Raw genomic sequence first — 15,295 nt, 5'->3', positions numbered from 1 at the left:
ACCGGCGCTCCTATCGCGCTGATCCCTGTATTCTTTAAAGATCCAAATCGGTCACCGCGCCTCTAGAGGCGGAGGAGACGAGGCGAGCATATTTGGCCAGCACGCCAGAGCGGAATTTGAGCGGAGGTTTGATCCAATGCTTCGCTCTTTCCGCTAATTCTTCAGCAGAGACTGCAAAATTAATCTCTTGCGTCTCGCTGTCAATAGTGATGATATCGCCTTCTTGCAGCAAGGCAATCGGACCGCCAACCTGTGCTTCAGGAGCCACATGTCCTACGACAAATCCATGTGATCCGCCGGAGAATCTTCCATCCGTAAGGAGGGCGACATCTGCGCCGAGGCCTTTCCCTACGATCAGAGCCGTGACGGACAGCATTTCCGGCATCCCGGGGCCGCCTTTAGGACCGCAATAACGGATGACGATAACGTCACCTTTACGAATCTTGTTCTGCACAATCGCTTCGGTAGCTTCATCTTCACTATTATATACACGGGCTGGACCCGTGAAATTCAGAATCTTCAGACCTGACATTTTAGCTACTGCACCTTCAGGTGCCAGGTTGCCTTTGAGCAGAACGAGTGGACCGCTTGATTTTAGAGGATTATCGAAGGATCTGACTACGTTCTGCTGTTCACTCAGCGGCTGAACTTGAGCCAGATTCTCAGCGATAGTCTTCCCTGTAACGGTTAGGCAATCTCCATGCAGAAATCCCCCCTCCAGCAGCATCTTCATAACAGCGGGAACACCGCCGGCATCATTTAAATCCTGCATCATGTAGCGGCCGCTAGGCTTTAGATCCGCGAGATGAGGAACGTTTTTGCGGATGCGCTCGAAATCATCAATGGTTAAATCAACCTCGACAGAGTGGGCAATCGCCAGGAGATGAAGGAAGGCATTGGTAGAGCCTCCAAGTGCCATAATGACAGTGATGGCATTCTCAAATGCTTTTTTCGTCATAATATCTCGGGGGTAGATTCCTTTTCTCAGCAGGTCCACCACCGTTTTACCAGCCTCTACACATTCAGTCGCCTTGTTGTCGGCAATAGCAGCCGTAGAAGAGGAACCGGGCAAGCTCATTCCAAGCGCTTCGGCAGCTGAGGCCATTGTGTTCGCTGTATACATTCCCCCGCAAGCACCGGCTCCAGGGCAGACATGGCATTCAATCTCATGTAGTTCCTCTTCGGTCAGTTTCCCATCATGGTATTGACCAACAGCTTCAAAAGCGGTAACGATATTGACATCCTCACCGTGCAATCTACCGGGCTGTATAGTTCCCCCGTAGACATAGACAGCAGGAAGATTCATGCGGCCGATCGCCATTAAGCAGGCGGGTGTATTCTTATCACAGCCGCCAATAGCCACTAATCCATCAAAACGTTCGGCGTTTACAACGATTTCAATGGAGTCAGCAATAATCTCCCGGCTCGGAAGCGAGTAGAGCATTCCTTCATGTCCCATGGCAATTCCATCAGCTACCGTGATTGTATTAAAAATTAAGGGGGCTCCCCCATTAGCCTGAACGCCTTGTTTGGCTTCCCTTGCTAATACATCAATGTGGATATTGCAAGGTGTGACTTCGCTCCAGGTGCTGGCAACTCCGATCATTGGCTTCTTAAAATCCTCATCCTGAAACCCTACAGCCCGAAGCATAGCTCGGTTAGGCACCCGATTAACACCTTCACTGATAACTTTGCTGCGAATCCGCAAATCTTCCTGTTCCTTCATCTTTATTGCTCCTCTCTGGATTCTTTATTAATCAACTCGTATAACTCATGCATGGGTCTGAGTAAATTTTGTTTCATTATCGCTGAGGCAGACGTTATATCACCGGTTTCCATAGCCTTAATCATTTGGGCATGTTCGTCAGCAGAGGCAACAGTCACTGAAATGGGCTGGGCCAGAAATACATATTTGAATCTGCGGATATGGATCTGTAATGAAGAGCTGAAGGAGGCCACATAGGGATTATCAGAAGCTTCAACAATAAGATTATGAAATTGTTCATCGAGCTCCATAGCTTGATAAGGTTGACCATGCTCAATCGCCGCGGCAAAATCGGCGTTAAGTCCCTTTAATTGCTCAATTTGTTCAACCGTGATCAGCGAGGTAGCAGTCTCTGCGGCTAATGCATGCAGTGAGGCGAGTGCCGAGTACATTTTAAGAATGTCATCCTTCTCGATGATATTCACTCTAGTATCTTTTCCCGGATGCATCTCAACTAGTCCTTGCACTTCTAGCAGTTGTAAAGCTTCGCGGATTGGTGTTCTGGATACCCCTAGTACCTCAGCCAGTTCGGCATCCACTAGCTTCTCGCCGGGCTGCAGCGTTCCGTCAATTATCCATCTTTGGATTTGTGAAAAGGCTCTTTCTTTAGCAGATACCCTTAATGGGGGAGAATAATTGGCTGGGATAGGCATATCGGTTCACTCCTTATGTATGCAATATATCGCATACCTATATTTTAATCAAGTTTAGAGAATACTTTTTCACTCACCAAACAACAAAAAGACTGCCCAACGGCAGCCTTTTTACTTATGAACCTTATTTCTTTGGTATCCACTGGTTGGAGAACAAGAGGAGTTTAGGTAGTAATTCCCGTTAACTCCCAATCGGCCAAGAGCTGCTCAATGTCCTTGCCCGCTTTTGGCTTGCTGAAGAAATAGCCTTGGATCTTATCACAGCCCTGCTCTTGCAAAAAGTCCAGCTGATCCTTTCTTTCCACACCCTCGGCAATTACAGTCATGTTCATTCGTTTGCCAATCATAATAATCTGCTCCACCAGTGTAGCTTGATTGGTTCCTGCGGGAATTGAATCAATAAAGGATTTGTCTATTTTTAAGGTTGAGATTGGTAAATGGGTCAGATAACTGAGTGAGGAATAGCCTGTCCCGAAATCGTCCAAGGCAATTTTAATATTATGAGCTCTAAGTTCATTTAATTTGGTGCTAACATGGCCGTAGGATTCAACAAATATAGATTCTGTTATTTCCAATTCCAGATAATGAGGCTTAAGCCCGGAGGATTGCAGCGTATTCAGAACCAACTCATTAAAATCGGTCTGCAGTAGCTGCAGCATCGAAATATTAACGGACATTGTTAAATGCTCGAAGCCCTGCTCATGAAGCTGCTGCAGAAAAGCACAGGCTTTACGAAGAACCCAGGCTCCCAAGGGAATAATCAAATGCGAGTCCTCAGCGACTTTGATGAATTTAAGTGGAGAGACATACCCTAACTCCGGGCTATTCCAGCGTAAAAGGGCTTCCAGGCCAGTTACCTTGTTCAGTGCAAGATCCACCTGAGGCTGATAATAGAGCTCGAATTCGTCGCGTTCCACAGCCAGATACAATTGTTTTTCTATGTACATTCTTTCGGCGAAACTATCATTCAAATGCTGATCAAATACAACAAAGTTATCTTTTCCTGCTTCTTTGGCTTTGTACATGGCAATGTCTGCCCGTTTAACCAACTCCATGATATCCGTGCCATGCTCTGGATAAATGCTGATTCCAATACTGATACTGATATGCAGCAGCGTATTATCTATTTCAAATCCCCTCTTAAAACCAGCAAGAATTCGGTCTGCAACTGTGTCTATATGGACTCTATCTTGCAGAGGATGTAACAGGATGATAAGCTCATCGCCGCCAAAACGATAAATCGCCCCGTCTGTTCCTACGATGGCACAGAGTCGCTCACTGGTCTGAACGATCAGTCGGTCTCCGAATTCATGGCCCATCGTATCGTTAATATATTTAAAGTTATCGATGTCAACGAACATTATAGCTGCATTAGAAAGGGCATCTGTAAGAACATCATTGGCGGCATTTTCATACAGGGCCAGCTTGTTGGGCAGATCTGTGAGTAGATCATGATAGGCCAAATGATGCATCCGTTCTTCGCTTGCTGTAAGCTTACGCTGATTCTCGATTAACATATCGTACTGCTGTCTCAGTTCCTCTTCAGTAGCCGTGACTTCTTCGTATACCGATTCCAACGTTTCATGAGCAACTAACAATTCCCTGTAGGAGAGCTCTAGCCTATCTTCCACTTTCTTAATGCGCTTCAATGTTCTCAGAATAAGCGAAAAGACAAGCAGAGCTGTGATGAGGACAAAAAACCAGCCTTTTATCATATTGATCCTAGTGACCCATTCTCTATTTATAGAAAAAGCAGAAACTGCTCTATCCGTAAGGAGAATCCATAAGCAGCCCACAATAAAATAAATCCCAGCAATTCTGGAGGAGCCCCATAGTGGGTTGAAAGAATTCTTATTCTTAAGCTCCTGATAATTTTTTTCATTCAAACTCCTATCTAGCAGAATCGATCTTTCGGAATCATTTTCCTTCTCTGTTCGTTGCATATGGCCCTCCTATGTTTCAAACTAATCTTACTGATTGAACTTTTCAACAAATTTCTCCAAAACCCTCTATTTTTCAGCAGTAAATTATAGAAAATGATTATACAAATGCTATACAATTACTATACGAATGTTATACAATTATGATAAATAAGTAACATTATATGTCACTTTATGCTCTCTGAAAAATAATAGTTGGGGAATTTATATTATATAATATTTTCGATAGCAGGGTGGAGGTTAAATGATGAAACATGTGGATGTTGTGATCGTGGGGGCTGGGATTTCCGGATTAATGGCTGCGAGTACGATTATGGATAACAGTAATGCCAGTGTGCAAATAATAGATAAAGGTCAAAGTCCTGGTGGGCGATTGGCAACACGGCGGATAGCGGGAGGTTATTTCGATCATGGGGCACAGTTTATTACGGCAAACAGTGGTAACTTCCAGGCTATAATAGAAAGTTGGTTAATCAAGGGTTGGATAACAACCTGGAATTCTAAAGACCGCCCCAGATACGCGGCAGTAGGGGGCATGAGTCAACTTGCCAAACGCTTGGCTTATCGGCAGCCATTGGATTGCTCAACGGTAGTCGAAAGAATATCTCTTCTCGATGGTGACTACATCGTGCAAGCAAGAAACACCAGTACGAATACTTCTCAGCAGTGGACAGCAAAATCTGTGCTGCTGACTTGTCCAATTCCACAAATGTTTCCGATCCTTGAGTCAGGTGATATCTCAATCGCTAGTGATATCAACAGCCTACTACATAAAGTGAAATATAAACCATGTCTTGCTGTTCTGGTCTGCATGGGTGAGACTAAGGGATTCCCTCTAGTAGGGAATATGAGAGAACCGTTCCCGGGAATGATCTCATGGATAGCAGAAAATAGGAGTAAAGGAATTAGTGAGGTCCCTTCCTGGACGATCCATCTTGATTCCGATTGGTCGGAGAGCCATTTCAATGATACGGATGACGATATTTGGAACTATGTATTGCCTTACATAAAGAACATTCAGGGAGGAACCCATACACTTGAGGAGCTAGAGTATCAGATTAAACGCTGGCGCTTCGCGAAAGCTCATCAACTCATAAGTGAACCTTATCTTGATATCGGAAATGGGGCCCCACTGCTCCTTAGTGGAGATGCCTTTGGCTTATGCTATCTTTCCGGAAACAGTGGCGGCAAAGTGGAAAACGCGGCTTTATCTGGTATTGCAGCAGGACACTATTTAGCAAAGATAGTTGAGTAGGGTAAATTCATTCAGTGTTGATTTGTAATTGCGTTTCAATAATATAAAAATGGGTTATTTATCTAATTATGCTATACAATAGAAAACACAATGTTCTATTATCTTCTAAAGTGTTTAGGAGACGGATGGTGAATGATTTGCACTTATTACGTAGAGATAATCTCGTTAGGGCGACATTTTCTGGGATTTTCTCAGGCATTATTCTGGGGCTGTTCTTAAAGGTAATGGAACAATTGACTTCATTGAAAGTGTATACCTTATTGTTGAATATTGACTATATCCCGCTGCTAAATCGGATGAGCTTACCAGAGATTCTAGAATTCACTTTACATTTGATCATCTCCATTCTATTGAGCATCTGCCTATCAATCTATCTTCAATCCAGGCGTTGGTCTCCAAGGGGAAATATTTATTGTGTGATGATAGTCAGTTTAGTAGTTGCAGTAATATTATATTCGACAACAACACTTTCTGAAAGGACACCAGAAATAACTGATATTCCAGCCTTACTTGTATGGTTACTTGGGCATGCGATATATGGATGGATTTTGGGATGGCTACTTAGAAAGCAAGATTAGCAGATAGTGAATATAATTATTCACGAAATGAGGAATATCAATGAAGATAAAGCCACTACAGAGTCTGCAGCACCTACAAGACGCTTATTCTTCCTTATGTGGATTAACGATTATGATTATGGACCAGGAAGACCATCGACTTACAGAACCGTCGGGGTTATCAGAAATAGTCAGCCTTCTTTTGGGGTACCAAAAGAAATCGATTGAGGATTCCATCTTAAATATTCTAGATAAGGTTAAAGACATTCAGAAACCGATCGTATATGAAACGGTTACTGGATTTAAGCTGTTGATCGCCCCGATAAGAGTAAAAGAACAAACCCCTTATTACATCTTTGCAGGTGCCGTCGTAGATGAAAGCAATATTAAGCTCATCGAAAGCAGGATCTTTGAGGATTTGCCTACGCAGGTTTGGGAGACATGGAAGACCGCATTGGTCCATACACCAACCTATGGACAGAAGCGGGTAGGTGAAATTCTTATTCAGCTTGAAGAACTAGCAGAAATGATCCGCTTACTGCTTGATCAAGGCGTGGAGAAAGGAAAACATGCGAATCGGTTACAGCTATTAAATCTTGTACATTTGATGGATTCAAGTGATCCTAAATGGCTGCAAGGCGTATTAGGTGTATTTACCCGTGTTATGGGGCTGGAGTTCGCTGGATTTGCCCGTAATCTGATAAATGAAGAACAATATACCGTAATAGAAACGATTGGTTTTAAAGAAAATGCGACGCTACAAGATGCATCATTTTCTCTCGGTGAGGGATTCCTAGGTCAGATCGGGCTCACTCGGCAAATGGGGTATTGGGAGAGGTCTGATTGGGACCCTAGGGTGTCTTTTTTTACAAAGCAGGGAATTGAGCCAAAGGTTATCATTTGCTATCCTATTAAATATCAGAATCAGTTCTTTGGATTATTATTTGGTGCAGATTCATCCGTACAAGAGCTCACAGAGGAGCAGGCCGATACAGGGGCACTGTTAGCCAACCAATTAGCTGCTGATTTCTATTATTTAGAGAATGAAGCCTACAACGAACGACGTAAAATTCGTATGAAAGCCTTCGAAGAAGTTACTCAAGGGATTCTAGGCATTAAGGATAAGGCAACCTTCTTCCAAATGCTGATAGACTCTATACAACGAACGGTTCAAACCTCCTTTATCTGTATGTTATTAAAAGAACAAAAAGAGAAGGTAACGAGTGTATATTTCTCCTCTAATCGATCTGAGGAATTGTATATTGCATATGCGGAAAATGCTGAAATGACATACTTTAAGGCGGAGAATTCAGGTTTAAGAATGCTTCGAAAGCCCTTATATCGACAATGGAATGAAGAGGAATTACTGGAGCTACCCCTTGTTTATGAGCAAAAGCTTTTCGGTGTGGTAGGTCTAATACTAGATGGTGATGTTAAACATATGGAGAACATGCCCTTCTTAAATGCTATAAATGCTATTGTGCTAACAAAACTGCAACTCGAAATAGGACAAACCATAGTATCAAAAACAGATACAGTAACCTTGTTACATCAGAACTTGCTGATCCTGAATCCGGAAGCCTTTTACAAGGCAATGAAGGTCAAGGATCTGGCGCAAGGCTTCCTTAAACACATGTATGGTTCGCCCGAAGAGAGCGAGAGGATTGCTCAGGCAAGTTTACTCACTGATTATGAACCTGCCTTGCTGTCATCTTGTATTGGAGAAACCGCTGTGGTGAGTCTGCTGAGAGAAGTTCGTCAGTACAGGTCAGGTAAGAAAAGTAAAGCTGTAAGTGCTGAAACCGAGACTTTGCTTGGGAAGATTCTATTTATTGTGATTTGGTATTGTGAGCACGGTGATAAAGACAAAACATGGATATTAACACTACCCATTTCTATAGAAGAACACCTACTACGTTCCTTTGAATACTTCTTGTCTAGTCAGACGGAGTTAGGCGCACTACCCTTACCTGAGAGTAAAGGTCGTCTTACGCAGCGGGAAGATGAAATTCTGCATCATGTGTTACATGGCTTAACCAACCTGGAAATTGCCGAGAAGCTATTTATTAGTACACATACGGTAAAGAACCATATCACCAAAATTTTCGGGAAACTAGAGGTTAACGGTCGTGCTCAGGCGATAGCAAAGATATATCAAAAAACGAGTTGGGCTGATCCCACACAAAAGCGATAGGTTCCGCATACAGCGGACTGTCGTTTTTTTTTGCGTTCCCAGAGGCACACTTTGTTTATTTAGTTGGTGATGGGTAGGAATGGGTTCCTATAGGACTAATGAAATCTGTGTCGAAAATAGGAAAAAAAGGGGATAGGATTAAAGGCCTATAAAATCGCATAATGAGGATGAATAATTCAATATTGAAAATGGTAGATAGCGGAAAAATATTCATTTATAAGATCACAGTAGATCTAAAGTGGATTGTTAATCGATAGTGAGAGCGTAACTAAAATCAAGAAAGCCAGGGGAGTGTTTCGTTTGAAATTAAATATTCGCGCTAAGTTATTGGGGAGTTTTATTGTTGTTGTATTGTTACTTGCTGCTATCAGTTGGTTGTCTATTAACAAAATGGGGCTCATGAATAGCGACTCACAGATGCTGAAAAATAAGAATGTACCTGGATTAACACTAGTAGGAGAGATAAGTACTAACTTATATAAACTTCGGGGCGATCTGTTTAAGATGATTCTTGAAACGGATGATACTGAAATTGGAAAAATTGAAGGAATGATCGCAGAAGATCAAACCAAGATTGCGGACAATATTAAGTCTTACGCTATGCTCGAACTAACGGAGGAGCAAAGGTCACAAGTACTGGTAATCGAGCAAAGCCTTAATAACTACAATTCTATAGTGCCAGAGGTTATCAAATATGGCATTGCAAATGACTTTACGAACGGATACAAAGTACTTGTAAGAGGAATGGTTGATTTACAATTGGCGATTGATACCACAGAATTAGCGGTTGCAAGTGTTACTGATGGAGCAAACGTAAGGGTTGAAAGCATTATGAGCAACTATACATCAGGCAGTACAACAATCATTATTTTTGCCGTTATTGCGGTAGTTATTGCTATTACACTTGCGTTAGTCATCTCACAAGGAATCGTAGGCCCTGTATCCAAACTACTGGCGCTGATGGTGAAGATGGCAGGTGGCGATCTTAGAGAAAATATCAATATTAAGAGCCGCGACGAGTTTGGGAAGCTGGCTGATGCGGTGAATGCCATGATAACAAGCTTAAGAAAATTAATTGGAAATACTGTTGAATCGGCCCAGAATGTTGCAGCCTCCTCTCAAGAAATATCAGCGACCATAGAACAAATTGCGGATGGAAGTCAGTCCCAGGCGCAATCTGCACAAAATATCAGTGAGCTAACACAGGAGCTTTCTAAGGCCATCAATGAAGTTGCGAAAAATGCAGAGCTAGTTTCGGAATTGTCGGCAGAAACTAAGCTGGGTGCAGAGGAAGGCAGTAGATCTGTTAGAGAATCCAGTATAGGGATGAATAAATTGTCTGAGAAAATGGGGATTCTGGAGCAGGACTCTCATAAAATCGGTGAAATTATTGAGGTTATTAACGAAATTGCGGAACAAACAAATCTGCTAGCCTTGAATGCAGCGATTGAAGCTGCCCGTGCCGGGGAACAGGGTCGAGGATTTGCCGTGGTCGCCGATGAGGTTCGCAAGCTTGCGGAGCGAAGTAGCGAGGCTACTAAACAAATCGCTCATATTATTCGGGGAATGCAGCAAAATACGGTGTTGAGTGTCCAAGCTGTTAGTGAAGCCTCCGTATTATCGGATAAAACAGAGGTGTTAATTGAAGGTATCCTTACCCGAGTGAATGAAACTTCCCAGCAGATTACCAGTATTGCCGCAGCATGTGAGGAACAAGCGGCACAAACGAATGAAGTGCTGCTCTCTGTGGAGTCCATTGCGGCAGGAAGTCAAGAAGCGGCGGCGGCGGCGGAAGAAACGTCCGCGTCTTCGCAAATGCTGGCTAAATTGGCAGATGAATTAAATGAATCAGCGGCTACCTTTAAGCTATAAATAATCCATTAAGGAAGTGTAACCCTTGAAATTGAATATTCGCTCAAAGCTGCTTGGAAGTTTTCTAATTGTTATTCTTTTACTAGTATCCATCAGTCTTGTTGCTATTAATAAAATGGGAACGATGGGAAATAATGCGATAGAGATGCGGGATAATCAGGTGCCCTCATTGGTCTATACAGGAAATATTCAAGGCAATATCAACAAATTGCGTGGGGACATGTTGAAGTTAATCCTGTCGATAGATTCTGATGAATCGGATGAGTTGAACATAGACATTCAATCGGATATGGATAAAATACAGGAAATGACTAAGCTTTATATAGCCCTCCCAACGGATGACAAGGAAAGAGCATTGCAGGATACTTATGAAAAGGAAATTAACACTTATTTAGCTGCATTACCGAAAATACGTGAAATAGCTACGCAAACAAGTTCGGAAAGTATTTTAAAGGCAAATGCCATGATGAATGAAGTTATGCCGAGGCTTAAAGCCTCGATAGTAGCTATCAATCAAATTGTAGATATTAACAGCAAAGGATCCGCAGCAAGTATTCAATCCATTGTAACGCATTACACATCTGGACGTTCATTCATTATCATTTGTACAGTAATTGCAGTTGCTGCAGCAATCATATTAGCATTAATTATTTCTTCAAGTATGGTTAAAGCGGTCTCGCGTACACTGTCACTGATGCTCAGAATGGCCAAAGGAGATCTTTCAGGAAATCTGAATATCACGAGCCGGGATGAATTCGCAAAGCTCGCTGAAGCCGTAAATGCTATGATAGCAAGCTTAAGAAAACTCATTGGGGGTACCGTTGAAGCTGCTCAGAATGTTGCCGCTTCCTCACAGGAAATTTCAGCTACCACAGAGCAAATTGCGGACAGCAGCCAGTCTCAGGCTCAGGCAGCACATAACATCAGCGAGTTAACACAAGAGCTTTCTAAAGCAAACAATGAAGTTGCAAAAAATGCTGAGCAGGTCTCAGGGCTATCGATAGAAACTAAGCTGGGTGCAGAAGAAGGTAGCAGGTCTGTCAGAGAATCCAGTATAGGGATGAATAAATTGTCAGAGAAGATGGAGATTCTGGAGCAGGATTCTCATAAAATTGGTGAAATCATTGAGGTTATAAATGAAATAGCAGAACAAACGAATCTGCTTGCCTTGAATGCAGCAATTGAAGCTGCCCGTGCTGGAGAACAAGGTCGAGGATTCGCCGTGGTCGCAGATGAGGTTCGCAAGCTTGCGGAGCGGAGCAGTGAGGCCACTAAACAAATCGCCAGTATTATTCGGGGAATGCAGCAAAATACGGTATTAAGTGTCCAAGCTGTTAGTATGGCCTCGGTGTTGTCGGATAAAACAGAAGTGCTAATCGAGGGTATCCTTACTCGGGTAAACGAAATGACACAACAGATTACTAGTATTGCAGCAGCGTGCGAGGAGCAAGCAGCACAAACGAATGAAGTACTGCTCTCCGTCGAGTCTATTGCGGCAGGAAGTCAGGAAGCGGCTGCCGCCGCCGAAGAAACAGCTTCTTCTTCGCAAATGCTGGCCAGATTAGCAGATGAATTGAATGAATCAGCAGCTGCATTTAAGCTATAAGGGGGATGGAATCAATGGCAGTGATCTCTGAACAATATATCGTCTCAAGGTTGGGCAATGAACGGCATGCTTTCAATATTCGCGATATTAATGAAATTATCAAAATGGAGTACATCACGGAAGTACCCAACAGCAAGCCATATATCAAAGGAGTTATCAATTTGCGTGGGAAAATTGTTCCTGTGGTTAGTATGTGTCGGAGATTCGGTATCCCCGAAACGCCGATTGGAAAGCTTTCACGGATTGTAGTTGTTCAATATCAGAATGAAGCCACAGGTATCATAGTTGATGCAGTTGAGAAGGTGACTTCCTTTGATGATATACAGCCCCCCGTCGATGCAAATGAACCTAATGGTACTCAGTTCATGGATGGGATTGGACAAAGTGTTGATGGTTTGGTCGGGATTCTTAATATTGATCGATTGTTTGGCGAAGGGTAGCGTTAAGAGGGAGGTATACACAAATGAATGAATTCCATAATGCTACATACTTAGGCGTTTTTCTGGATGAAATGGAAGAGCAACTGCAGTGTTTGGATGATGCTCTGTTAACACTGGAATCGGACAGAGGTAAAGTAGAAACTATTCAGACTATTTTTCGGGCAGCGCATACCCTAAAGGGATCTTCAGCGGTAATGGGGTTTCAACGCTTAAATGAGCTTACGCACCAGATGGAGAGCGTCTTTGATCTAATTCGTAATGGACAACTGGAAGTGACCTCGGAATTATTAAATATACTTTTTGATTGTGTTGATTATATCAAGCAGCTTCGTCAATCCATCCTCGGTGGAGAGATGACAGAGGGGGAAACAGCACCGCTTCTGAAACGTTTAGAAGCCGTACGGGATCTGTCAATCTTAGCTTCGGAGAGTTGCGAGCAAGAAGTGAACAAGGATGAGAATAAGGAAACATTCACTTCAAATATTGTCTTTGATGAATTCCAGAAGGAGCAAATTCAAAGTGCCCTAATCAATGGCTATGATGCCATGGCAATTTATGTTCAATTGTCTAAAGAGGCTGCTATGAAATATGTGCGTGCGAAGCTTGTACACATTAATTTGCAAGAACTGGGTGAGGTTATAGTCTGTTCTCCAGAGCTGGAATCGATTGAGACCGATGAACAATTTAACGGAACAGTTGTTTATACCCTTATTACCCAAGAAATTCAAAAGGTTATTCTTCATAGCTTGAATCAGGTTTCTCAGATTGATTCTGTTAATATTGTAGCGATCACAGATCAGAACTTAGATGCTATCAGTATTGTAAGGGAAGCTCCAGTGATTGAACCAGCTAAAGCTGAAGTGGAAGTAATAGAGACAGGAAGATCAGAGAGTAAAGTTGAGGGCAAGGTAGAGAGTAAGGTTCAAGTGACACAAACGGTTCGTGTTGATGTGGAACGGTTAGAGGGTCTGCTGAATTTAGTAGGTGAGTTGATCATTGATAATACACGACTACGTAGTATTCGAGCCAAATTAACAGAGCATTTTAAAGATAATAATGATGTAGCCATCTTAAATGATATATCGAACCATTTAAGTACCGTAGTAGCTGATCTGCAGGAAGGTATGATGAAGACACGAATGCTGCCTATTGAGCATTTGTTCGGGCGGTTTCCGCGGATGGTTCGCGATTTGGCCCAAAAGGCGAATAAAGAGATTGAACTAATTATTGAGGGAAAAGAGACTGAGCTAGATCGCACACTCATTGAGGAAATTAGCGACCCCCTTATTCATATTTTGCGTAATTCGGCAGATCATGGTCTTGAACTGCCTGATGAGCGGGCGAAACTAGGAAAGTCTCGTAAAGGCACTATCATATTAAGAGCCAGCCATCAAGGCAATATGATTGTGATTACGATTGCCGATGATGGTAAAGGAATTGATATCGAAAAAGTCAAAGAAATGGCGGTTCGGAAAGGTTTTGTAACGGAAGAGGAAGTCAATCAGATGACGGACAAGGAGCTTACTTTCCTTATTTTCCGTTCAGGTGTTTCCACCGCGAACCAAGTCACAGACCTATCTGGACGTGGAGTAGGCATGGATATTGTAAAGTCTCATATTGAAAAGCTAAATGGCGTGATTGATATCGAAACGGTGCGTAATGAAGGCACTGTATTTACGATAAAATTGCCCTTAACGTTGGCAATCATTCGGTCATTGCTAGTTAAGTTTGGGACAAGCACTTTTGCTATACCGTTGGTTAATGTCATCGAAATATTCAGGCTGCAGGTAGCGGATATCCGGTTGGTACAGGGCAAGGAAGTATGCATGTTCCGCAATCAAGTGCTGCCGCTTGTTCGCTTGCATGATAAGCTAAATGTGCAGGAGGATGCAGAACAGAATAGAGATCGTTTGTTCGTTGTTATCGTCGGTGTGGCAGATAAACGAGTCTGTCTGATTGTTGATCAAACGATTGGCAATCATGAGATTGTAATTAAGCCTCTTGGGAGTTATATAGGCAATGTTCCCTTTATTGCAGGTTCGACTATTCTAGGGGATGGTCATGTGGCACATATATTAGATGTAGGTTCCATTGCCCGTGAGGTTGGATCTTATTATGAGAAGAAGGTACTGGACGCTAGAGAAGAAGCGCAGCTTGAGTCACGCAATAAAAAATATGTGACCTTCCAGCTGGCAGATATGAAATTTGGAATTGCGATTAGTAAAATGAAAGAGATTGTTCCTGTACCTGAAATTCATTCGCTGGTATCGGCTGCTCCCAATGTATTAGGGATGATCAATTTGCGAGGTTTGTTATTGCCTGTTTATGATTTACGGCGTAGATTAGGTATGGAGAATATAGAGATTTCCTTTAGTTCACGCATTCTGATCTGTGAAGTGTCAGGTCATGAGGTAGGGCTAATGGTAGATGAAGTTACAGAGGTTAGCCGGCTTTCAGAGGCTGAGTTGGAAGAAGCACCGGATCATGTACTGCGGAATTCGGATTTTCTGGAGGCGATTTATAAAAAAGAGCAGCAGTTTATCCTATTGTTGAATTTAGAGAAGATGCTCAATTTGGAATATTCCAAGAAGAAGGAAGCTGGTTAATGTGAATATGGAATTGGATCCGGGAAATTCAGTGGGTGACAATATTCAATTGTTGAATTGGGACAAAGATGTAACCCTGAAGAATGTTGACGAATTTCGTATGGCGATTTGGAAGCTGCTCGAGAGCGATCAAAGAAAACTTATCTTGGAGTTGACTGATGTGGCCTACTTGAACAGTGCCGCATTAGGAGTAATCGCAGACGCTGTTCTTACTGCGGGGCGTTCTGACAAAGAGCTTGTTATGGCGGGAATACAGTCAACAGTAGAAGAAATATTTCAGATTGTTCATTTTAGTACATTCATGAAAATATTCATTGAAGTTAATGAGGCCTACACTTATTTTCAATCCCTTAAGAAATAAGTACATTGTTAGACATGCATTCATCACGTGCAGACCTTAGCAAAGG

At 42.6% G+C, this 15,295-nt stretch carries 10 protein-coding genes; 7 read left to right on the top strand and 3 right to left on the bottom strand.

Going from position 1 to position 15,295, the window contains the following annotated elements; genetic code table 11:
- Nucleotides 1-34: 34 nt before the first annotated feature.
- From ilvD to H1230_RS28170, 3 genes are all read right to left on the bottom strand, one after another.
- Nucleotides 35-1,726, bottom strand: a complete 1,692-nt coding sequence (gene ilvD, locus H1230_RS28180) for a dihydroxy-acid dehydratase (protein ID WP_239713106.1) — start codon at nt 1,724-1,726, stop codon at nt 35-37.
- A 2-nt stretch (nt 1,727-1,728) separates the two neighbouring features.
- Nucleotides 1,729-2,418, bottom strand: coding sequence for a GntR family transcriptional regulator (locus H1230_RS28175; RefSeq protein WP_239713105.1), 690 nt, complete (start codon nt 2,416-2,418; stop codon nt 1,729-1,731).
- Nucleotides 2,419-2,582: 164 nt separating this feature from the next.
- Nucleotides 2,583-4,361: a putative bifunctional diguanylate cyclase/phosphodiesterase gene (locus H1230_RS28170; RefSeq protein ID WP_239713104.1), complete on the bottom strand. Its 1,779-nt coding sequence runs from the start codon at nt 4,359-4,361 to the stop codon at nt 2,583-2,585.
- A gap of 241 nt (nt 4,362-4,602) precedes the next feature.
- Here H1230_RS28170 and H1230_RS28165 point away from each other — a divergent pair, with 241 nt between their 5' ends.
- The 7 genes from H1230_RS28165 (at nt 4,603) to H1230_RS28135 (ending at nt 15,249) form a co-directional block, all read left to right on the top strand.
- Nucleotides 4,603-5,613 carry an NAD(P)/FAD-dependent oxidoreductase gene (locus H1230_RS28165; protein ID WP_239713103.1) on the top strand — a complete coding sequence of 337 codons (1,011 nt, stop codon included), beginning with the start codon at nt 4,603-4,605 and terminating at the stop codon, nt 5,611-5,613.
- 618 nt (nt 5,614-6,231) lie between these two features.
- Nucleotides 6,232-8,364, top strand: coding sequence for a helix-turn-helix transcriptional regulator (locus tag H1230_RS28160; RefSeq protein ID WP_275591008.1), 2,133 nt, complete (start codon nt 6,232-6,234; stop codon nt 8,362-8,364).
- 300 nt (nt 8,365-8,664) lie between these two features.
- Entirely contained in the window at nt 8,665-10,236 is a 1,572-nt protein-coding gene (locus H1230_RS28155; protein ID WP_275591007.1) for a methyl-accepting chemotaxis protein, read from the top strand.
- A 25-nt stretch (nt 10,237-10,261) separates the two neighbouring features.
- Nucleotides 10,262-11,842 carry a methyl-accepting chemotaxis protein gene (locus H1230_RS28150; protein WP_239713100.1) on the top strand — a complete coding sequence of 527 codons (1,581 nt, stop codon included), beginning with the start codon at nt 10,262-10,264 and terminating at the stop codon, nt 11,840-11,842.
- A 14-nt stretch (nt 11,843-11,856) separates the two neighbouring features.
- Nucleotides 11,857-12,282: a chemotaxis protein CheW gene (locus H1230_RS28145; RefSeq protein ID WP_239713099.1), complete on the top strand. Its 426-nt coding sequence runs from the start codon at nt 11,857-11,859 to the stop codon at nt 12,280-12,282.
- Nucleotides 12,283-12,305: 23 nt separating this feature from the next.
- Nucleotides 12,306-14,888: a chemotaxis protein CheW gene (locus H1230_RS28140; RefSeq protein ID WP_239713098.1), complete on the top strand. Its 2,583-nt coding sequence runs from the start codon at nt 12,306-12,308 to the stop codon at nt 14,886-14,888.
- Between the two features lie 7 nt (nt 14,889-14,895).
- Nucleotides 14,896-15,249, top strand: coding sequence for an STAS domain-containing protein (locus H1230_RS28135; RefSeq protein WP_239717609.1), 354 nt, complete (start codon nt 14,896-14,898; stop codon nt 15,247-15,249).
- Nucleotides 15,250-15,295: the final 46 nt, after the last annotated feature.

It is taken from the genome of Paenibacillus sp. 19GGS1-52, from assembly GCF_022369515.1.
GTDB lineage: Bacteria > Bacillota > Bacilli > Paenibacillales > Paenibacillaceae > Paenibacillus_AQ.
The sequence above is the reverse complement of the archived record's forward strand: the minus strand, read 5'-3'. Positions and strand labels throughout refer to the sequence as shown.